The 20016-nt window shown below is 42.3% G+C and carries 19 protein-coding genes and 1 pseudogene; 9 read left to right on the top strand and 11 right to left on the bottom strand.

All coding sequences use genetic code 11. From position 1 onward, the window contains the following. Positions 1-77 precede the first annotated feature (77 nt). On the top strand, positions 78-3374 hold the full coding sequence (dnaX, locus tag AC5JM2_RS27630; protein WP_495838038.1) for a DNA polymerase III subunit gamma/tau: 3297 nt from the start codon (positions 78-80) through the stop codon (positions 3372-3374). Between the two features lie 105 nt (positions 3375-3479). Here dnaX and AC5JM2_RS27625 read toward each other — a convergent pair whose 3' ends face one another. Further along, entirely contained in the window at positions 3480-4895 is a 1416-nt protein-coding gene (locus AC5JM2_RS27625; RefSeq protein ID WP_495838037.1) for a glycosyltransferase family 2 protein, read from the bottom strand. Beyond that, positions 4849-5823 carry a radical SAM protein gene (locus tag AC5JM2_RS27620; RefSeq protein WP_495838035.1) on the bottom strand — a complete coding sequence of 325 codons (975 nt, stop codon included), beginning with the start codon at positions 5821-5823 and terminating at the stop codon, positions 4849-4851. The genes AC5JM2_RS27625 and AC5JM2_RS27620 overlap by 47 nt, the downstream gene beginning before the upstream one ends. Before the next feature lie 705 nt (positions 5824-6528). Here AC5JM2_RS27620 and ebsA point away from each other — a divergent pair. Together ebsA and AC5JM2_RS27610 are read left to right on the top strand one after the other, a co-directional pair. Further along, positions 6529-6900 carry a type IV pilus biogenesis protein EbsA gene (ebsA, locus tag AC5JM2_RS27615; RefSeq protein ID WP_495838032.1) on the top strand — a complete coding sequence of 124 codons (372 nt, stop codon included), beginning with the start codon at positions 6529-6531 and terminating at the stop codon, positions 6898-6900. A 314-nt stretch (positions 6901-7214) separates the two neighbouring features. After that, on the top strand, positions 7215-8309 hold the full coding sequence (locus tag AC5JM2_RS27610) for a phosphotransacetylase family protein (protein WP_495838030.1): 1095 nt from the start codon (positions 7215-7217) through the stop codon (positions 8307-8309). A 23-nt stretch (positions 8310-8332) separates the two neighbouring features. Here AC5JM2_RS27610 and AC5JM2_RS27605 read toward each other — a convergent pair whose 3' ends face one another. After that, on the bottom strand, positions 8333-8818 hold the full coding sequence (locus tag AC5JM2_RS27605) for a DUF3291 domain-containing protein (RefSeq protein WP_495838028.1): 486 nt from the start codon (positions 8816-8818) through the stop codon (positions 8333-8335). Positions 8819-8938: 120 nt separating this feature from the next. Here AC5JM2_RS27605 and AC5JM2_RS27600 point away from each other — a divergent pair, with 120 nt between their 5' ends. The 4 genes from AC5JM2_RS27600 to AC5JM2_RS27585 all read left to right on the top strand — a co-directional run bounded on the left by AC5JM2_RS27600 (position 8939) and on the right by AC5JM2_RS27585 (position 11115). Then, a complete protein-coding gene (locus AC5JM2_RS27600) occupies positions 8939-9469 on the top strand; it encodes a PadR family transcriptional regulator (RefSeq protein WP_495838026.1) in 531 nt (176 codons plus the stop codon). A gap of 100 nt (positions 9470-9569) precedes the next feature. Beyond that, positions 9570-10073 (top strand): DNA recombination-mediator protein A, encoded by a 504-nt coding sequence (locus AC5JM2_RS27595; RefSeq protein WP_495838024.1) that lies wholly within the window; start codon positions 9570-9572, stop codon positions 10071-10073. A 30-nt stretch (positions 10074-10103) separates the two neighbouring features. Further along, a complete protein-coding gene (locus tag AC5JM2_RS27590; RefSeq protein WP_495838022.1) occupies positions 10104-10499 on the top strand; it encodes an MAPEG family protein in 396 nt (131 codons plus the stop codon). Positions 10500-10623: 124 nt separating this feature from the next. After that, on the top strand, positions 10624-11115 hold the full coding sequence (locus AC5JM2_RS27585) for a YajQ family cyclic di-GMP-binding protein (protein WP_495838020.1): 492 nt from the start codon (positions 10624-10626) through the stop codon (positions 11113-11115). A gap of 89 nt (positions 11116-11204) precedes the next feature. On the opposite strand, the gene AC5JM2_RS27580 is transcribed toward AC5JM2_RS27585, so the two are convergent. Further along, complete coding sequence (locus tag AC5JM2_RS27580; RefSeq protein WP_495838018.1) at positions 11205-11762, bottom strand: glutathione S-transferase family protein; 558 nt, start codon at positions 11760-11762, stop codon at positions 11205-11207. Positions 11763-11849: 87 nt separating this feature from the next. Beyond that, positions 11850-12314, bottom strand: a complete 465-nt coding sequence (locus AC5JM2_RS27575; protein ID WP_495838017.1) for a hypothetical protein — start codon at positions 12312-12314, stop codon at positions 11850-11852. A gap of 439 nt (positions 12315-12753) precedes the next feature. Between AC5JM2_RS27575 and AC5JM2_RS27570 the strand changes: the two genes are divergently transcribed. Next, positions 12754-13476 (top strand): tetratricopeptide repeat protein, encoded by a 723-nt coding sequence (locus AC5JM2_RS27570; RefSeq protein WP_495838015.1) that lies wholly within the window; start codon positions 12754-12756, stop codon positions 13474-13476. Positions 13477-13671: 195 nt separating this feature from the next. Here AC5JM2_RS27570 and AC5JM2_RS27565 read toward each other — a convergent pair whose 3' ends face one another. Then, positions 13672-14076 (bottom strand): slr1601 family putative cell division protein, encoded by a 405-nt coding sequence (locus AC5JM2_RS27565; protein ID WP_495838013.1) that lies wholly within the window; start codon positions 14074-14076, stop codon positions 13672-13674. Positions 14077-14313: 237 nt separating this feature from the next. Further along, on the bottom strand, positions 14314-14412 hold the full coding sequence (gene psaM, locus AC5JM2_RS27560; protein ID WP_495838011.1) for a photosystem I reaction center subunit XII: 99 nt from the start codon (positions 14410-14412) through the stop codon (positions 14314-14316). Positions 14413-14925: 513 nt separating this feature from the next. Between psaM and AC5JM2_RS27555 the strand changes: the two genes are divergently transcribed. Next, entirely contained in the window at positions 14926-16188 is a 1263-nt protein-coding gene (locus tag AC5JM2_RS27555; RefSeq protein WP_495838009.1) for an FGGY-family carbohydrate kinase, read from the top strand. On the opposite strand, the gene AC5JM2_RS27550 is transcribed toward AC5JM2_RS27555, so the two are convergent. The 4 genes and pseudogenes from AC5JM2_RS27550 to AC5JM2_RS27535 form a co-directional block, all read right to left on the bottom strand. After that, positions 16185-17378 (bottom strand): McrC family protein, encoded by a 1194-nt coding sequence (locus AC5JM2_RS27550; protein WP_495838007.1) that lies wholly within the window; start codon positions 17376-17378, stop codon positions 16185-16187. The genes AC5JM2_RS27555 and AC5JM2_RS27550 overlap by 4 nt on opposite strands. Continuing rightward, entirely contained in the window at positions 17375-18940 is a 1566-nt protein-coding gene (locus tag AC5JM2_RS27545) for an McrB family protein (RefSeq protein WP_495838006.1), read from the bottom strand. The genes AC5JM2_RS27550 and AC5JM2_RS27545 overlap by 4 nt, the downstream gene beginning before the upstream one ends. A gap of 131 nt (positions 18941-19071) precedes the next feature. Then, positions 19072-19548 (bottom strand): ASCH domain-containing protein, encoded by a 477-nt coding sequence (locus AC5JM2_RS27540; protein ID WP_495838004.1) that lies wholly within the window; start codon positions 19546-19548, stop codon positions 19072-19074. 10 nt (positions 19549-19558) lie between these two features. Further along, positions 19559-20016, bottom strand: a pseudogene (locus AC5JM2_RS27535) (hypothetical protein); the annotation flags it as partial.

The following is a 20016-nucleotide window of genomic DNA, read 5'->3' as shown; positions in this document are numbered from 1 at the left end:
GTCATAAATTTAAAATGATCTAACCCAAAATCATGGGTGCTAGTTATTAACCATCAAAGGCATTGACATCATCATCTATGTCTTACGAACCCCTGCACCACAAGTATCGCCCAAAGAGTTTTGCTGAACTGGTGGGACAAGAGGCGATCGCTACCACCCTAACAAACGCTATCCGCGCCGCCAAAATTGCCCCTGCCTACCTGTTGACGGGTCCCAGGGGTACAGGGAAAACTTCCAGTGCTCGCATTTTGGCAAAATCGCTTAATTGTCTCAAAAGTGACAAACCCACGCCTCAACCCTGTGGCGTGTGTGATGTTTGTCAGGGAATTACTAAGGGCTATTCTTTAGATGTTATTGAAATAGACGCTGCCAGCAACACTGGTGTTGATAATATTCGCGAAATTATAGAAAGAGCGCAATTTGCTCCCGTACAGTGTCGGTACAAAGTTTATGTTATTGATGAGTGCCTGACTGGAGACTCTTTGGTCTTGACTGATAGGGGACTTGTTAGAATTGATGATCCCAATATTAAAGGCAAAAGAGTTCTTAGTTATAATGATTCATCGCTCAAGTGGGAATTCAAGAAAGTTCTAAGATGGCTAGATCAGGGTGAGCGTCAAACTCTGGTTATTAAAACAACTAACCGAGAAATCAAATGCACGGGCAATCATTTAATTAAAACAGACCAGGGATGGGTACCAGCAAAAGACGTAAAAGAAGGAATGAGGATACTATCCCCTGTGAATGTGGATGCGGTACTCTCATCTACAAATTTGGCACAGATGGACGCATTCGGAAATTTGTTCCTGGGCACCAATTTAAAGGTAATACCTACGGGCAAAAAACATACGACCTGGAATCCATCCTTAAACAAGCTGAATTACTCCGTCCCTTATGTGCCTGTGGTTGCACAGAAAAACTTGATATCCCTACCTTTTTACAACAAAAAGGTAGAGGACTTGGTAGCATGCAGTCTCACTGGAAAAAACATCCATACAAGAAAGGGCACGGAATTTGGGAACTTAGAACAGAACATTTCCTTGCCAATGCCGAAGTTCTCCAACCAGAAACACTGGGACTTATTTACGGAACGCTACTGGGAGATTGCTCCGTCACTTACCCAAATAAATTCAGTAGATTCCCTAGATTGGCTTGGACACATGGAGAAATCCAGCAAGAATGGCTGGAGTATAAAGTCTCTCGCCTTCAAGAACTACGACCAAAGCTACGATTGGGACTTAATCAGGGATACGGAAAAACATCAGTTACTTGCAACACATCTTGCCATCCCCAACTCAACGATGTCTTTAACATTGTTAAGCCAAATGGAGATAAAAAACTCGTCTCTAAAGACTGGCTTAATCAAATTACCCCAGAAGGACTTGCTTGGTGGTACATGGATGATGGCTCACTCAGTCTCAGCCCAGAAGGAAGTCCACAAATCCAATTTCACACAGAAGGATATTCTGGCGAAGAAAACCAAATCATTGCCAGTTGGCTCACAGCAATTGGTTATCCAGCAACAACAAAGTTTTACACAAGGAGTAGCACTGGCAAAACATACCACTACATATGGATGGGAGCAGATGCCAGTAGAAAATGGTTGGCAAACCTCAAACAGTATTCTATCCCCTCAATGGACTACAAGTTTAGAAACGGTCGAGTTTGTTTACCTCGCTGGGATCGAGAAAGTCTATGACATTGAAGTGGCAGACAACCATAACTTTGTTGCTAACGGGTTACTTGTCCATAACTGTCACATGCTCAGTACACAAGCGTTCAATGCGCTACTAAAGACACTCGAAGAACCACCGAAACAGGTTGTCTTTGTACTAGCAACAACTGACGCACAACGAGTCTTACCTACCATAATTTCTCGGTGTCAACGCTTCGACTTTCGCAGAATAGACTTAGAAGCGATGACGAAACACTTGAGTCACATCGCTTACAAAGAAAATATTGATATTACTATCGAAGCGATAACTTTAATAGCCCAAATAGCTCAAGGCGGATTGCGAGATGCAGAAAGTCTGCTCGATCAGTTAAGTTTATTGTCGTGTGAAATCACACCTGAGCGAGTTTGGGATTTGGTTGGTTCAGTTAGCGAACGCGATTTACTTTTCTTGCTGAATGCGATCGCCTCTGACAACCCAGAAGCTGTTTTAGATTGCACTCGTCAAATCTTAGATCGCGGTCGAGAACCTTTGATTATTCTCCAAAATCTCGCTGCATTTTACCGAGATTTACTCATAGCTAAAACTGCCTCTGGTCGCAACGATTTAGTTGCTTGTACTCCCCAAACTTGGGAAGCACTGATTGATTTTGCCCAACACTTTGAGATCAGCACAATCTTGGTGGGACAGCAACATTTGCGAACCGCTGAAGTGCAACTAAAAAACACCACACAACCGCGTTTGTGGTTAGAGGTGACGTTGCTGGGATTGTTACCCTCAGCTCATATCTCTGTTGTGCAAAACGGTAGAGGCGCAGTTTCCGTACCAACGATTTCGCCGCCTACAGTTTCACCATCTCTAGGAAAAAGCGAACAAAACTCAATTACAAGCCATCAACCACCTTCAGTATCAGCACCAGAAAACAATTCAAAAACTGTAGAAGAAGTCAAAATTGACCAAACGCATACCTTAGCAAAAACTTCTGCTACCCCCTCATCACCACAACAAACCCCGATTTCTCCTAATCCTCCAAAACCACACCCCGAAATAGAAGCACCTATTTCAGTATCCCAAACAGAGGAAGTTAGTCAGAGTATAGAAATAGACTTCACTCAAGTTTGGCAGCGAGTGCTGAGTAATCTCCAGCCAATCTCAAGGCGGGAGCTACTGCGTCAAATGTGCGATCTTATTGAATTTGATGGTACTGTAGCTCGTGTTGGTGTTAAAGAAAAATGGTATAAACAAGTACAAACATATCATCCCATAATCGCAGCAGCATTTAAAGAAACTTTTAAATCCGAAGTCAAGATAAACCTAGAAATAGCAACGACATCAACTTCTATCCCACCATCAACTTCTCCTCAAAAAAAGCCCACAACTCGTCCCAGTTATGAACCACCATCCGCGCCTTCTCCTGAAGTTCCCAAATCAACCAAACCACCGATAACAAAATCCCCAAATCCAGTAAATACTGCTGCGGCGGAAACTTCAGACACAACTCACCGCAGTGATCCACCGTCGCCAACTCAACCTCAAGCGTCCACACCTGATTGGGAGGTTGATGAAGTCGCAGCCGCCGCACAACGTCTTGCACAATTCTTTGATGGAGAAATCATCCGATTGGCAGATGAAATAGAACGACCGACTTCTACAACCCCAAGTGAGTGGGAAGCTCAACCAGAAGCTGATGATGAATTTTAAATCAGTGAACAGTGAACAGTAAACAGCAAACAGTAAACAAGGGGTGGACGAGTCCGTTTCCTACCTGATAACTGATAACTGATAACTGCTAACTGGTCACTGTGTTTATTCTTCATCTTTACCTTGATGTACCGTTTTCACCCATTTCAACCGTTTAGGACGTACTGACATCCGGGCGGTTGTGCTACTTATGACCACTATCCAGTGGAGCATATACAATGTGCCACGCAATGTCTGGAGGAGCAGCAGAAGATAGGTAGATATTTTGAATTCCTTATCTTGACGTCGTATACGCCGTAGACCAGCAAACATCCCCGTAATTGACAGCGTTATCGTCAAGCCTGTGACTGGACTCAAAATGAGTGGACGATGTCGTGCGATCGCCATCAATAAATCTGGCACAGTCGCTGTGGGTAAAATGTACTGGATCAGCAGAAACACGAATAGATTCCAGGTTTTGCGCGTACCCATGCGGTTTCTGAGAATCAAATCCCAGTAATCCAGATACCGCTGATATCCACCTTCTGCCCAACGGTTACGCTGATGCCAAAGGGCGATCGCATTGGTCACACCCTCTTCTTCTACCGTTGGGTTGAATACACACTCAATATCCCATTTCTCTAGATGTAAGCGCAGTGTCAGATCCAAATCATCGGTAATTGTTTCTTCATTCCAGCCACCGCAACACAAAAGTGCTTTTCGCCGGACAAATTGACCGTTACCCCGCAGTTCGCCAATAACACCATTCGTAGTCCGTTGGTGTTGTAGGAATGTATCAAATGCCATTTCTGACGCTTGACCTTTTGTCCAGAAATTCTCTTTGGCATTGGCGATCGCCTTTCGTACCTGCACTGCACCTACGTTCTCTCGTTGAAACAACGGTATGACACGCTGTAACAAATCTGGTGAAACTTGGGCATCGGCATCAAATACCGCCAAAATTTCTCCTTTTGTCAGCGCTAACACCTGATTCAACGCTCCTGATTTTCCTCCTCCTGCTTCTGGCTTTCGTTGCAGTACTTTGAGTTGGTCGTATTCTTGGGCTAGTTCTGATAGTAACTGCGGCGTCCTATCGCTGCTGTTATCATCAATGATCCAGACTTCGTATTCACCTTCTGGGTAATCTAGATTACAAAGATTTTTGACTAATCTGCCAATAACTGCTTCTTCATTTTTGGCTGCCACCAACACAGACACAGATGGCAAATCTCCCTGCATTTGTTCTGGGTGGGGTTTGGCTCGGGCGAACACTATCACAAAGGCATGAAATCCTATGATAGTGGTCAGTCCCAATACAAACAAACTCCCCCAAGAAACTAAATGTAGAGCGATAGTACCACTCCAGACTATCGTCAAAACTAGAGCGGCTTTGCGTCTACGACCTTGAAACCGGGATGGAGGAGACACGCTTACGGATGTCTCCTCCTCCAACTCCTCTGAACCAGATAGATCAGATAATAGGGAATTGAGCGGATCAAGCTCGTTGTAAGAATCGTTTTCGGGCCAGGAATTCGCTGGCATAGGTTACTTGATTTAACCACCAATATTTATCTACACCCATAAAGAAGCTGGGTATTAGGTAACACCAAACTGTGCATCCTTCACATACCTTGAGCTTACCTTGAGACTGGCGGTATTTTTCAACTTCCTCAGACTCGCGATACAGCTCGTAAAGTCGCCCATTAATGGGAACTCCACTTTGAGCGAAGTGGTAGCAAGGTAGCAGCAATTCGTCATTAGGAGAAATAGCAATGACAGCATCTACCGCTTTACAGCGGGGATTTTTTGTATCATTGCCCCCAGCCTCAATAAAAGCTAGTGCAGCCTTATTGTAACCGACATTGTTATATTTCTTCGCAGTGACTTCTATTGCCGTTACCATTTCTGGTGTCGGATTTTTGTTCGAGTTGTAGTGTTCGTGTGCTGTGAAGGCAGGATTTAGCCAAACCCGAACACCAAGTTTTTTGCCTAATTCTCCAATTTCTTCTATCCGCTGGTAATTCTGAGCGGTGACAGTGTGGTTGAGTACAGGGTATTCTCCAAAAGACTTGGCGATCGCCACCGACTCAACCAAGTTGTCAAAAATTTTGACTCCCCGAGACTGATCGTGAGTATCAGCATCTGAACCATCTAAGGAAAAATTTAAATAATCTATTAATCCCTGAATTTCCTTAGCTTTCTTCGGATACAGAATGGTGTTTGTCGTCATACTGGTGGCAAAACCCAAACGTTTCGCCTCTGTATAAATTTGTCCCACATCATTCCGCAGGAGTGGCTCACCACCTGTAAAATCTACATATTTGACTCCCAAGCGGCGTAAATCCTTCAAATTGTGCTTGATTGTTTCTAAATCTGCTTCTTTACCAGGTTCAAGTGACCAAATATTACAAAAATGACATCTAGCGTTACAACGGTAGGTCAAGTAGTAGTTTGCAACCAGTGGAGCCATAGGGTAAAACCACTTAAGTGTTCTTTAGGACATCTTTAAACAAAAAGTCAAAACTGAAAAGTCAATACCGCAACGGGTGCGGGTGTAAGGGCTTGAATCGTTCGGACGCTTGGCGAAGACTTCGGACGTTCGGCGAAGCCCACCAGCAATAAAAGACCACCCTTACGGGTATGTCCTCCGGACACGCTACGCGTTCCACCAGCACTCTTGGTAGGGGAGCCAGTGCGTTGCGGTGAATCCAGCGCGAATGACGGCTTTCCCGACCTAGGCGACTGGTGGAACGCGTTAACTCCGGCCCCCTTAGGGGCTAGCGGAACCGTTCGGCACGGGACCGTGCCCGTTAGGCGCAGCCGTGGCGTTAGCCATAGGGCTCAGGTTCTCCCCGAAGGGGGGTTCCCCCCGTTGTAGCACCTGGCGTTTTCCCGACAGCCAGGCGACGAGCGTTTCCGGAGGGCTATGGGGGAGAACCTATGCCTTCCGGGCACGCTGCGAAGAGCGGTTCCGCTTCGCTTTAGACCTCTGGGCGTCCGCGCTGCCTCACCCCGGCACTGTCCTCCCCTACACCCTACACCCCCAGTCTTGGTAAAAACACAAAAATTATTCTCCTCACCTCAATGGATACTAAACAAACATTTTTTCGGAATACTATTGACACAAATCATTAAACTACGCAAAGAGTCAAGTTACTTAAGGAGTATTTATAATATGTCATTTGAACAACTGCAGCCAGCAACTCAACAACAAGCAAGCGTCTACTTGCCTTACATTCAGGGTAACAAGCGTAACTTCTTACCTCATGCGATTAGTGTTTATCAAAAGGGTATTTTGGAGGGATACCGCAAGATAGAAGGCAGTGATAACATTCCCTTTGTCGCCACTTGGAATGTTGCGACTCTGCCCTCAGACTTGACCCGTTGCCGAATGCAGTTTGATGGCAACGCCGAGTTGAGTTATGAAGTCATGATGGCAAGCTTTGAGTTTATTAATTTTTTAATTGAATTCATAGAAAATTACGAACGCTATCACGTCACTGATTTTTCTCAAGTATTTTACCGCAAACTTCTGCGTTTTGAATGAATTATTATACGCTATTTTGACCAGGTCATTCTATCATTGTCGGTTTTGGCTATGCTACCGTAAAAAAAAGCTGTTGTTAGAATCATCAACATTTCCTTAAGTTGAGCAATCATTCCTATGGTTGAGTAGAAGTTCCCTTGAGCGCTACGGGCTTTGCCCGTATACCTTGCTTTTTTGTGCTTCCTACAGAAAAATTGTGCGAATGATAAAGCAGTGTGTCCGTAAGTTTTGTGGATAGACTATCTACAGCTAAAATCAAACTGACTGCTAAACGTTGAAAGTTACCTAAACTTTTGTAAAGTAGGAGTGCATGTGTGCCAAAGTCCGCTAAGCATTTATTAATTGGATCTACGGAGGCTTACTGCGGGAAATCTGCAACAGTCCTAGGTTTGTCTTATCAACTACAGCTAAAGGGACTGGATATTGGCTATGGCAAACCGCTAGGTACTTGTTTAAGTGAATCTGCAGGAACGATGGTTGAGGAAGATGTTCAATTTATTGCTGACAGTCTCAACTTACCAAAAAACCGCGTTGCACCCACGATGCTGGCTTTAAATGAAGTAGCGGTGCAAAAACGTTTACAAGGGTTAGACAAGACCAATTATCAAAAGTTATTAGCGCAGCAATATTCGCAAATACAAGTCGGCGACTTGGTGTTACTAGAAGGTCCAGGTAACTTGGAAGAAGGCAGTTTGTTTGATTTGTCTTTGCTGCAAGTAGCAGAAGTGGTGGATGCTGCGGTACTTTTGGTCGCACGCTATAAATCGCTGCTTTTAGTTGAAGCACTGTTGTGTGCTAAACAACGTCTGGGCGATCGCTTAGTTGGTGTTGTCATCAATGATATTCCTGCAGAACAATTACAAGCCGTCAATACCACTATCCGTCCGTTTTTAGAACAGCAGGATATCCCTGTGCTGGGGATGTTACCGAAAAGTGTTGTGTTATGCAGTGTTAGCGTGCGTGAACTGGTAAACCAGTTAAAAGCGGAAGTTCTTTGCTGTGGCGATCGCCTGGATTTGATGGTGGAAAGTTTGGCAATTGGGGCGATGAATGTCAATGCAGCGGTAAAGTATTTTGGTATGCGCCGGAATATGGCAGTAGTTACAGGGGGCGATCGCATAGAAATTCAGCAAGCGGCTTTGGAAACTTCCACCCAATGCCTAATCCTCACCGGACAATTACCTCCTCCTCCCTTTATTCTCAATCGCGCAGAAGAACTTGAAATCCCAATCTTATCAGTTGATTTAGATACCTTAACAACTGTGGAAATTATTAACCGCACTTTTGGTACAGTTCGTGTCCATGAACCTCTAAAAGTCCAGTGCATTCGCCATCTCATGGCTCAACATTTTGATGTTGATCGCTTGCTTGCTTTGCTGAATTTAAATCCAGCAGCGGCACTATCTTGAAAATTCTTAACACTAAGTTCGATTCAGTCATGAAGATTGAGAGTAGGGGTACCGTACTGGGATGCGGTGCTCTTACTTTTTTTTCTGGGATATAGTGGTACTGCCTTTGGTAATGGAGGTTCTGGAATTTGCCGCTTTTGGTGATTATCTGATGGCTGAAGCACTTTGGTGAAGTGACCCTCAGACACCATTCGACGGTAAGCCTCTGAGGCTTCAGGTAAGGTTGTATCTTCTTGCTGCCAGTGAACAACTGCGGCTTCATCACACCAACGGGGTAGATAGCGCATCGCTTGGCGGTGTGCGCCAGAGTTACGGTACTGTCGCATTACTGATTCAGTCTCCCATATACTTATAGTCCAAGCACCTCCTTGTTTATCGAATGCGAGTTTACCTCTTAAAAACCCAGGAATATTGATGATTTGCCATGATGAAAGCGCAGTGTGCCATAAAAAGCCTGGAAAATAACGGGGGGACAACAGATGTAAGCGTGTTACTGAAACTAATACCATTTGACGTTTTTCCTTTGTGTTGACAGTTTTGAGGAGCTTTGTATGCAATTTGTCTATATGCAAATATTTGCATATAGACAAAATATATTCTAAAAGTTGCATATGTCAAGGAGGATTCCTATGGCTTTAGCTCACGCAATATTGGCATCTTTGGTAGACCGTTCCTGTACTGGGTATGACCTAGCCAAACAATTTGATGGTTCTGTCGGCTTTTTCTGGTCAGCAAGTCACCAGCAGATTTATCGGGAGTTATCTAAACTCGAAGCTCAAGGCTGGATTGCCTCCGAGACCATTCCACAGCAAGGACGCCCAGATAAAAAGCTTTACCATGTTACAGAACACGGAAAACATCAGCTTTTGGACTGGATTGCACAGCCATGTGAACCCACGCCGATCAAAGACGATTTACTGGTTAAAATTTTTGGCGGTTATGTTGCTCAAAAGCAGACAATTTTGGAAGAGTTAGAGCGTCATCGTCAGGCTCACGAAGAAAAATTGTCTACATACAAACTTTTAGACCAACAATACTTCCAAAATCCTCAACAACTGCCAGAACAAGCAAAATTTCAGTACCTGACTCTACTCAATGGCATAAGTTCTGAAACATCTTGGCTTGCTTGGTGTGAGCAAGCAATTAGGCTATTAAGTTGAGCAAATAGAAAAATAGCATGACGACATGACAAATCGCTGACAGAGAACTCCCCTACGTCTGTTACAATAGCTAGGTCGTTTAATCTGATTTTGTCCGTCTTTGAGTCAGTCAATAGACCATTACAACGTCGATACATTAGCGCAAGAACTGGCGACAATCCAGCAAACGGGTTCTAAGCGAATTGCGTTGCTCGGTTCCCGTCATGTCCCGATTACCCATCAGAATCTAATTGAGATGATGACCTACGCCTTGGTTTTATCCGGTAATAGGATGATTACCTCTGGCGCTACGGGTACAAATTCAGCTGCGATTAAGGGAGCAATGCGGGCTGATCCGAATTTGTTAACGGTGATTCTACCTCAAAGCTTAGAACGCCAACCTCACGAATCGCGTCAGCAATTAGAAAAGGTCATGCATCTAGTGGAAAATGCTAGCAAGGATCATATGTCCCTTGCCGAAGCTAGCTACTTGTGCAACAAGGAGATTGTCTCGCGCTGCCAGCAACTGATATGTTTTGCATTTCACGACAGCGGCATCCTGCTGCAAACTTGTAAAGATGCAGAAGAACAAAGAAAGGTGGTGACATTATTCTACTTTGATTAATCATGTGTCATTGACTTTTGTATTTGACTAATGACTATTTTTTTGTACTCTATTGCCGCTGCTGCTGCACTCATTTATCTACCGTTTCTAGTGGTAGCTTATGCCCGTGTTCGTGTTGGGTATGATTTGTCTACTCCCCGCGCCATGTTTGATAAGCTACCACCATACGCCCAACGAGCAACTTGGGCACACCAAAACTCGTATGAAGCGTTTATGATTTTTTCTGCAGCAGCATTAATGGCATACGTAACGGGTGTTTTTTCTACCCTAGCTGTAGGGGCGGCCATCGCTTTTCTCGTAGCTAGGTTGCTATACTCAGTTTTTTATATTTTGAATATACCCGTTTTACGCTCGCTCATGTTTGGTATCGGTTCCCTTGGGTCTGCTACTCTTATTGTCATGAGCATCATTCAAGCAAATAGCTAATTAGGAAATGAGCATTAGTTAGTGGTTAGTCATTTATTAGTTAGTAAAAAATTCCATAACCACTAACAACTAATAAAAATCAATTAGCAATCCAAAATGCAAAAATTAAAATCTAGAATCTTCTATGGCTTCTACCTATTCCTTTGACATTGTGAGCGATTTTGACAGACAAGAATTGGTCAACACTGTTGACCAAGCTGTACGAGATATTAAAAGTCGCTACGACCTCAAAGATACTCAAACAACTGTTGAGTTAGGTGAACAAAGTATTACGGTGAACACTGACAGTGATTTTACTTTAGAATCTGTACATACTATACTGCGGGAAAAAGCAGCAAAGCGCAATCTTTCGCAGAAAATCTTTGATTTTGGCAAAGTAGAATCATCTAGTGGAAATCGAGTTCGTCAAGAAATCAAACTTAAAAAAGGCATTGATCAGGAAAATGCCAAGCAAATTTCTAAGTTGATTCGTGACGAATTCAAGAAAGTACAACCTTCAATACAAGGCGACGCAGTGCGTGTTACTGCTAAAAATAAAGATGATTTACAAGCTATCATTCAACGGCTAAAGCAAGAAGATTTTCCGGTTGCTTTGCAGTTTACAAATTATCGTTAGTTATGCACCTTCGCTTAATTCGCTGATTCAAAAAAATAATTTTGAATTAGCGAATCAGCGAATGAGTGAATCTGAGCGCAAGCGAGTGATTAGCTGCGCCCACCTATACTCTTTTGAAAAGCTGGACGCTCAGACATTTGTTTCATGTAGTTCAATACAGCTGGGTACGAACTCAGGTCTAGCTTGAGCATGATGGGAATGTAAGATAAGATAGAACCCACAGCCACGTCAGCAACTGTGAATTCATTACCCAGTAAGAAAGGTTGACGCTCAAAAATTTCATTTAAAGCAGTCATCAAGACTGGCATTTCTCGTTCTCGGCTTGCTTCCACGAAAATTCCTGGTCCCAAAGTCCCATTAGCAAATAACACCCATTGAGCTAATTGAGCCCGTTCCTGTGGAGAGTGGGCAGATTTACCATACTTGTCTGCTAAATATAGCAAAATTGCCCCAGATTCCCAGAGCTGGAAATCTCCATCAACAATTGCTGGCACTTTCCCTATTGGGTTAATTGCCAGATACTGAGGCTGACGATGCTCACCTGCTTGCATATCAAGCTTGACAAATTCATAGGGAATTTGCAGTTCCTCTAGGTACCACTGAGCAATTGATGCACGACTACGTGCGCCGCCGTAAAGTTTTAGCATGAGCAAATAAGTAAACAGTTAACAACCATCAGTCATCAGTAATTATATTGTTATTTCTGAGACTGAAAGTAAATAACTGATAACTGATTAAAGAACTTTATGAGTATTGGGGTGCTGTTTGACATTGTCTTCCTTGGTGACAACTCGTGAGGCATTTAATACTCGCTTGCGATCAGTAGAATATTTAAAATCTGTATAAGTTGTGCCCAGAGGTATCAGAGATTTAGCAGCTTCACGACGCTTGTAGGTGCGAGCTGCGGCGATCGCCCGTTCAACAAAATCATCACTAAATTGAGCCGTCTGGGGAAACTCAGGAGGCATTTGAGATTTGTCTTCGTCCAGCACAGATCCCAAAGTTGTGGCGCAAGCAAGCTTGAAGGAGGTAGGAATACCTTTAACAAGTGTTTCCAGTGATGCAGAGGCAATAGGTTCTAGAACTTCAACTTGATATACTTCTCCATCTTCTTTGACAAAGCAAGTTGCCAATCCGATCACAATGTAATCATCGGCTGTTAAATCAGGAGCATTGGAGTAGGAGGTTTCGGTTGTCATAAGAATATTTTATCAATACGAACAATAAGAAAATTTAGAATTCCGCAACGCACTATAAGAGGTGTTTTTGTTCTTCTGTGCTCTGACACTTGAGTTGGGGAGTTTTTTTCATGGGGGCGTTCTGGCATTTTATCAATTTGTTGCCCACGCTACTTGAATAGTCTACTAAATTGATCTTTATATTATCTGGAATTTACCTTGGGGAAGACGTATCAATTATTAGATTCAAGCATCTATTGGGTATGCTTTACGTTTATCTGGTTAAAGAGCTTCTGGCTCTTTACGCCGTAAACTCTCACACTATAAGGACTTGTGACATTTTTATTCCATACTTATGAATGACTCATAGACACCTTAACAAGTGACACAGTTAGAAAACCACAGAAGCTTGGAACCTTATAAGTTGATCTCACAGAGCAAGCAGCTCAGGTAGTAATATATGAACAATCATTCATCTTTCCCATTTGGTGGCGAACAAAATCACCGCAACCCATGTGTCTCACACACTACAAAAGTACGACAGGAGCAAGGGACTAACGGTAGCAGTAAATCTTTTGGGGACACCTACTTGCGCTCAGATGCTATAACAAAAGCCCAACAAGGTCATTACATTGAGGCGATCGCCCTGTTGAATCAATTAATTCATCGTCATCCGCACAACGCTATTGATTACAACAATCGAGGGCTAATTTATTTTCAAAGTGGTGAAACGCAAAAAGCGTTTTGCGATTATAACACAGCATTGCAACTTAATCCGAAATTAGCCAGTGCTTATAATAACCGGGCAAATTACTATGCCGCATGTGGAGAGTTATTAGAAGCAATTGCTGATTATGATCGGGCTTTAGATCTCAACCCAAGCCACGTTAGGGCGTGGATAAACCGAGGTATAACCTTGCGCGATTTAGGGCAATACGAGGAGGCAATTGAAAATTTTGAGGTTGCTCTGCTGTTTGGTCAGTTAGAAGGTCATGTTCTAGCAGAACGAGGTAGGACTTATCATCTTTGGGGAGACTGGAATTGTGCGATCGCCGATTATCGTCGTGCCTTAATTGAACTACCTTATCCTAGCTTCAAAAAGGTAGAGTCCGGTTCACACTTACGTTTACAAGTCGAAAATTGGTTACACGAGTTGCTACCAACGCAGCATCCTACCTGGTAGACATTGCATTTATCATCACTGGCATAGCCTCTGTATGAAACACAGAGTTAGAAACATCCTGATAACGGTGTAATGGCTAATAGATGATAACTATATAGCTCCTAGATAGTAAGCGACTAGCTATGAACTATCAGCTTTTAGCCTTACTACTAAATTCCAAATTTATTTATGGAATGGCAATTACAAGGAACGGAATTAGTTTGATTCTAGTTGTTTATGTTCTATAGTATCTTTTGGGAACACGACCTGACGCTGATTAGGGTCAAATCGATAGCCCTGTTCTTGCATAATCATCTTAGCTTGGCGCGGATCAAAGTTACGGCTAAATTCTCCCTGCAACTGATATACACGTTCTTCCATCTGATTGACATCAATACGGATAGTTCGTAATTTTTCTTGCTGCGACCAATGATAAGGTAAAAGCTGCATGAGAGCAGAGACTGCTGCTGTTGAAATCACAACGTTAACAGCTATCTTTGCCGTACTTTCCAGTGCCATCACTTGATAAGAGCGTTGACGAAGATGCCGCTTCCGTCGAGGAGTGACTCGACGCTGTTGTGGTGGTTGTACCGGAAGTCTAGAGGGTTGAAATGCGTTCATGGTGATAAAAGGAACCTCGCTAAATGAGTAGACGCATGCCAAATGCACACCTGCGCCTTTTACAGTTTTGTTTAGCTGCCATATTACTTCAATTTTTTCGTACTTGGTACACTGATCGTCTGTCAAGTAAAAAACCTGGCATTTATACGTATACAGTCTCGAACAAATTACGATACTAAACCGCAAAAGTCCGAGAACTGTACCCTGTACTACCAGGTAACTCAGCTCTTGCGAGTCTTATGAATTGTAGAGTGTTGTACACAACCGCCAAGCCAGAAGACCTGGAATCAGCGCTACAACAAGGGCAATGTACACTTGAGTATCTGAAATAGCCATTGTTTTAAACCTCAGATATTGAACATTTCGTTTACTACTTTTCACTGTTTTGCCAAGATAGGGGAATAGGTTGTTACAAGATGAAACAATAACTAAGGGAACGCTTAACAGGGAATAGGCAACAGGGAGCAGGGAGTAGGGAGCAGGGAGTAGGGAATAGGGAGCAGGGAGTAGGGAATAGGGAGCAGGGGAGCCAGTGCGTTGCGGGGGTTCCCCCCGTTGTAGCACCTGGCGTGAGCAGGGAACAGAAAAAATGCTGTTGGGGGTACACTGAGCTTTTTAAGCGCAGAACCCAGGCACTTTCACAAAAATCAAATAGGAGTCCTATCTGATTAGTGATTAGTCATTAGTTATGAATTAATATAAAGAAAAATTATATAATAGCGGTTGCTAGGTAGATTAGGACATGAACTAATGAGAAAATACAGACATGACGAGATTTTCAACTCTGTTAAGCGTTAAGCGTTAAGCGTTCCTTGCTATATGTCCTAATAGAGTTGGCGACTGCTATATATGAATTTTTATTTGGGAATTGACTTTGGCACGTCCGGTGCAAGAGCAGTGGTTGTTGACGAGCAAGCTTGTGTTCAAGCGGAGGGGCGATTTCCCTTTGAGAAGTCAGAAGTATCTGAGTTGGCAAATTCTTGGCAGAAAGCTTTGTTTAGCTTGCTTGAGCGAATTCCTCAAGAATTGCGGCGAGAAGTAAGAGCAATTGCGATCAACGGTACGTCTTCCACAGTTCTGCTGTGTGATGCTGCGGGGATACCTGTAGACGCACCCCTGCTATACAACGACGCACGGGGAGCAGTGGTGATGGAGGAATTAAGAAGCATAGCGCCTGCAAATCATACAGTCTTAAGTGCTACTTCCAGCCTTGGCAAACTTCTGTGGATGTCTCAATTGCCATCTTTTGCTCAAGCCAGATATTTCCTGCATCAAGCAGACTGGCTAGCATTTCTCCTGCATGGGCAGTTGGGTATTACTGACTACCACAATGCTTTAAAGCTGGGTTATGACGTGGAAGAGTTGAAATATCCAGAATGGCTAGAAAACTTAAAAATCAAAATTCATCTACCAAAAGTCATAACTCCTGGAACTCCGATTGCAGAATTACGCTCTGAGATTGCAGATCAATTCGGGTTTCGTCGAGATTGCATGGTGTGTGCTGGGACGACTGACAGTATTGCAGCTTTTCTTGCCAGTGGTGCCAAATTAAGCGGTGAAGCAGTGACTTCGCTTGGTTCAACACTGGTGCTGAAGCTGTTGAGTCATACCCGCGTGGAAGATTCGAGGTACGGGATTTATAGCCATCGCTTCGGGGATTTGTGGCTGACTGGGGGTGCTTCCAATACAGGAGGTGCAGTGCTACAGCAATTTTTTACTAAAGCTGAATTAGAAAGCTTGAGTTGTGAAATCGATGGGTCAAAAGTCAGCAAGTTGGATTATTATCCGTTGTTGAAAGCTGGGGAACGCTTTCCGATAAATGACTCAAATTTATTGCCAAGACTGGAACCACGTCCAGATAGTAACGTAGAATTTTTGCATGGGTTGCTAGAAAGCATTGCTCGGATAGAAGCAAGAGGGTATGAATTATTGCAAGAATTGGGAGCTGAGCGATTAACCCAAGTTTATACTGCTGGTGGTGGTGCGGCGAATTCTACTTGGACGGCGATTAGGGAGCGAATTTTGCGGGTTCCTGTAGTCCGTCCTGTGAATATGGAAGCAGCTTATGGGACGGCGTTGTTGGCGATGAGGGGAGTGGGAGAAATGAATTAAGAAAGGGCGAGAAGGTTTTTTAAGAAAGTCTGACCTGCGTTATCAAGGTTATTATCTAGGGAAAAGATCAGGCTGCGGATTCGGATGTCATCACTTTTAACATCCAAAGGCTGTGTGAGCTGTTTTGGGTATATCAAAATGGCTTGGTTACACTGAGTAGTTGTGGCATAGCTTACCATTTGATGAATGTCAGCATCTGCTGCTTTATCAGGAGCTTTATACTTGGTATCCAACACTGCTAATATTTTGCTAGTCGCAGCATCGCACAGTAGTAGGTCGATAGAAAACCGTCGATTCTGACCTATTTCTACCTGATGTTGCTGTTTGAAAAAATAAGCTTTTGGCGTGTTTTCCTTCAGCCATTGTGCAACGAAACTTTCATAAAGCTTTGCCATATCGACGAGAAAGGGTAGCATTGTCCGATCGCCTCTTTCATGAGTTGGTGCAATGTTGTCTAAGAAGAATCGGCAGAGATTGTGTAACAATCGATAATCTTCATTCAAGCGGTTGTACTGTCGCCCGATACAATCTTGTGAATGACAGGGTTGCAGGGTTACCAATCCTTGCAGGGCATGATAAGCTTTTCGTACCATTGGAGATACTCTTTGTGAACACAAACCACTGCGACTAATAATAAAAAGTGTCCAAGCGAGAATTTGGTTTTCTTTAATATCAGCCTTATGTTCTTCGTAGTGGCATTTAAGTTTAATATTCCACTGATTTTGGATAGCTTGTTGCACATCTAACCTTCCCCGTACATAGCTTAGTTCTTTTCTTTGAGGTAAGTATGTACGATATAATCCTTTTCGACAACGCTCTAGAATTCGCAGGGCTAAGACATAAGCAAGATGGTTGTAAAATTCCTCTAGAGATTCGCAATCCATCAGCCCTTCCAAAAAGCGGAAACTTTTTAAATGATAGGCATACTCTAGCATTCCAAAGAGGTTTGTGATAGGCACTTTGGGATTGAGTTTGAAAGCAATTTCAGTGCTTAAAGGAATATAACCTACCCATCCATTAGATTTTATTTGCCATTTATTACCCGTTTTATAGGTAGGAAAATCTATATCTATTTGGTTTTTATATTTCTTAAATAACTCTATTCCTACTCCTTCGGGTATTTCATCAGCCTGACATGACTTTGTTGCATATTCAGTCAGTTTTATAATTCTTGGTTTTTCTGACTTCATAATGATAACTGTTGCTTGACTTTCTCCCAGCGAAATTCATTGACTTTTTCTAGCTGGTTAAAGAAGTATTCTTCTAAATAAGGCTCAATTTCCATGCGCCAGATATCTTCAATATCTTCACTCAGTTTATCTGTTAAGAAAAACGAAATACCTATTTCATAGTTTTTGTCTGAAATAGCTAGATTGATATAGTTTAAAATTTTAATTAACACCTCGACTGCAAAATCTGTTTTCAGGTGATAGCGCCGCAACAAATCATAGTTTGGGCGGAGTTCAATAAATGCGAAGCGGCGGCGTAATGCATAATCTACTAAAGCAATTGATCTATCTGCTGTGTTCATCGTGCCAATGATACGAATGTTGGTGGGAATGCGAAATTTGTTACCAGCAGCGAGGGGAATTTCTTTGTCGCGGTACTCTAGGAGATACATTAATTCACCAAAAACTTGAGTTAAATTTGCACGGTTGATTTCGTCTATTATTAAAACGCAAATACCTTGACAATTTTCTACCTCTTTACAGAATTGTACAAAACGACCTGGAAGCAGCAGATATGTTAATTTTCCATCTTCGTTTTGAGGACGGATGCCTTGAATAAAGTCTTCATAAGAGTATGCTGGGTGAAATTGCACGAGTTCAGAAAAGCCATTACCGCCACCTATTAAGTGTTGGGCAAGTTTTTCTGCAATGAAAGTTTTCCCAGTCCCTGGGGAGCCATATAATATTGCTTGTCCTTTGCGATTAATTGCGCGTATCCAGCTTTCTAGTTCTGCTTCATTCAAGCCAATTTTTTCAGCGCATTCAGCTAAGCTATATTGTGGTTGCAATTCTACTTCTTGAAATCGTGGGTCATCCTTGCCAATAAAATTATACTTTTTAACAGCTACTAACCAGTGAGAGAACATATCGAACAAGTCATCATCCCTCAAAGCTGGTACACCAGATTGGTGCATCTGCTGGGAAAGTTCTGCTATCAGCTTTTTTCCAGTGACATTCAATTTAGGATAATCAGTTAGTTTTTCCGTATAAACTGTATTTGAAAAATAGTTAATCACTTGTATCAATTGGTTATTAATTAGTAGAAATTCCTCTGGTCGGAGTGCATTAAGGATAGGCGTGATTGTTCCTATTGGTAAATATTGAGCATAAGGCAGGTGCGAAAAATTCACACAAGCTGCTGACAACTGCTTTGGATCATCATTGCAGTGGCGAACAAAATTTAAAATCGCCAAAGCAATATACTGCCAGTCTTCTGGCTTTATCCACATTGATGCCTCAAAAGATTCTTTTATATCTTTGGTGACAAATGAACTAATATGAATCCAAGCTCCCCTTTCACGATTTTTAGTTGCGTCTGGGTAAGGTAGTAGTTGCAGCACGACTAATTCTATTACGTCTTCTCCAAAGTCTGCTGCTGCTGCGATCGCCTCAAAGTTTCTCTTCCCTTGCTGACGCTGTTTTTCATAGGCTGCTGTATGATGTAGGCCAGCGGGTGTGTAAGGATATGAGTTTAAAAACTCCTGAAATAGCCTTGCAAATTCATCTTTTTTGTGAGCTAACATTATCTAATCGTATACTGGAAATTGTGTCTAATTCATAAATACAGCATATTGCAAGTAAATAAGGTGCAAGGCTGAGGTATAAAAGCTAGATAGAAAAAACCTTTTTACTTCTGACTTCTGCTATAAAACACTTAATAATTAGAAACACTAGAAGTATTATTTTGCGCTAGATATTTAATAGTCTGAAAATCATTTTCTGTTAGGTAATGATAACTTTGTGGCGGTCTAAAGTCAGATAATTCCTCTCTTAAACGTGTTAAATTTACAGGCTCAGGTAAGAGTTGAACATTTTTTAAAAAGATGCATACACTTAGAGAAGCATTCGCATAGTAAATATCAAACTCTTTCCGGGTCATTTCCGCTGTTTTACCCACTTGATTCCAAATTTTATTAAGGTCTTCCGGGAACTTATGAATCGGAATTTCCAAAATACTATCTACTTCAAAATAGCCGAGCAAAGCTTTTTGAGGAGACGAAGCGTAGACTAGCACTAAGTCATCCTTATCTAATCGAGTACGAACCCGCCGCAGTTCTACTTTCTTATTACCCTCAAATATTTTTTTTGCATATTTAGGACGTATTGATAGTAGCAGGATATTACTAGGCATTTTCTACCGTTCATATTTGATTTAATACACCTAAATTATACACTTGATTCAATAAAAATTGAGGTATTTTATAAGGTGATATAAGTAAGAAATTTAAAAATGATAGTTTTTGAAGTTTCTTTAAGGTTACAGGTGAAGTGAATAACTCGATATCACTAAAACGAAGAGCCATAATATTTCCATCTTTATCTATGTTTATATTTAAAATATCACTGAACTTATACACACCTAGTCGTTGGAAACGTTGATATAGCTCCTTAGGTTTACCAATGATGACTTCATCAAGACGAGAGGAGGCTCGAATTGCTTCTACTCCGCTGAAACCTTTACCTTTACCTTCCGTTTGTTTTCCGCTGACGTACCATAAAATTCGGCATGGCGCTTTTAATCCTCCGGAGTTTTTAACTGATCTATAATAACCCAAGTTGCGGGTTATCAACCTGTGGGTGCTTTGCACTTGAATAGTCG

This window comes from Brasilonema angustatum, assembly GCF_059505445.1.
Note: the sequence above shows the minus strand (reverse complement) of the source record. Positions and strands in the feature narration are given on the sequence as shown.

Excerpts from the sequence above, each read along its gene's own strand:
- AC5JM2_RS27620 (WP_495838035.1), bottom strand. The coding sequence starts at position 5,823 with ATGGCTCCACTGGTTGCAAACTACTACTTGACCTACCGTTGTAACGCT.
- AC5JM2_RS27600 (WP_495838026.1), top strand. The coding sequence starts at position 8,939 with ATGGCTTTAGCTCACGCAATATTGGCATCTTTGGTAGACCGTTCCTGT.
- AC5JM2_RS27605 (WP_495838028.1), bottom strand. The coding sequence starts at position 8,818 with ATGGTATTAGTTTCAGTAACACGCTTACATCTGTTGTCCCCCCGTTAT.
- AC5JM2_RS27625 (WP_495838037.1), bottom strand. The coding sequence starts at position 4,895 with ATGCCAGCGAATTCCTGGCCCGAAAACGATTCTTACAACGAGCTTGAT.
- psaM (WP_495838011.1), bottom strand. The coding sequence starts at position 14,412 with ATGGCTATTTCAGATACTCAAGTGTACATTGCCCTTGTTGTAGCGCTG.
- AC5JM2_RS27590 (WP_495838022.1), top strand. The coding sequence starts at position 10,104 with ATGACTATTTTTTTGTACTCTATTGCCGCTGCTGCTGCACTCATTTAT.
- AC5JM2_RS27580 (WP_495838018.1), bottom strand. The coding sequence starts at position 11,762 with ATGCTAAAACTTTACGGCGGCGCACGTAGTCGTGCATCAATTGCTCAG.
- ebsA (WP_495838032.1), top strand. The coding sequence starts at position 6,529 with ATGTCATTTGAACAACTGCAGCCAGCAACTCAACAACAAGCAAGCGTC.
- AC5JM2_RS27565 (WP_495838013.1), bottom strand. The coding sequence starts at position 14,076 with ATGAACGCATTTCAACCCTCTAGACTTCCGGTACAACCACCACAACAG.
- AC5JM2_RS27585 (WP_495838020.1), top strand. The coding sequence starts at position 10,624 with ATGGCTTCTACCTATTCCTTTGACATTGTGAGCGATTTTGACAGACAA.
- AC5JM2_RS27550 (WP_495838007.1), bottom strand. The coding sequence starts at position 17,378 with ATGAAGTCAGAAAAACCAAGAATTATAAAACTGACTGAATATGCAACA.
- AC5JM2_RS27545 (WP_495838006.1), bottom strand. The coding sequence starts at position 18,940 with ATGTTAGCTCACAAAAAAGATGAATTTGCAAGGCTATTTCAGGAGTTT.
- AC5JM2_RS27575 (WP_495838017.1), bottom strand. The coding sequence starts at position 12,314 with ATGACAACCGAAACCTCCTACTCCAATGCTCCTGATTTAACAGCCGAT.
- AC5JM2_RS27540 (WP_495838004.1), bottom strand. The coding sequence starts at position 19,548 with ATGCCTAGTAATATCCTGCTACTATCAATACGTCCTAAATATGCAAAA.
- dnaX (WP_495838038.1), top strand. The coding sequence starts at position 78 with ATGTCTTACGAACCCCTGCACCACAAGTATCGCCCAAAGAGTTTTGCT.
- AC5JM2_RS27570 (WP_495838015.1), top strand. The coding sequence starts at position 12,754 with ATGAACAATCATTCATCTTTCCCATTTGGTGGCGAACAAAATCACCGC.
- AC5JM2_RS27555 (WP_495838009.1), top strand. The coding sequence starts at position 14,926 with ATGAATTTTTATTTGGGAATTGACTTTGGCACGTCCGGTGCAAGAGCA.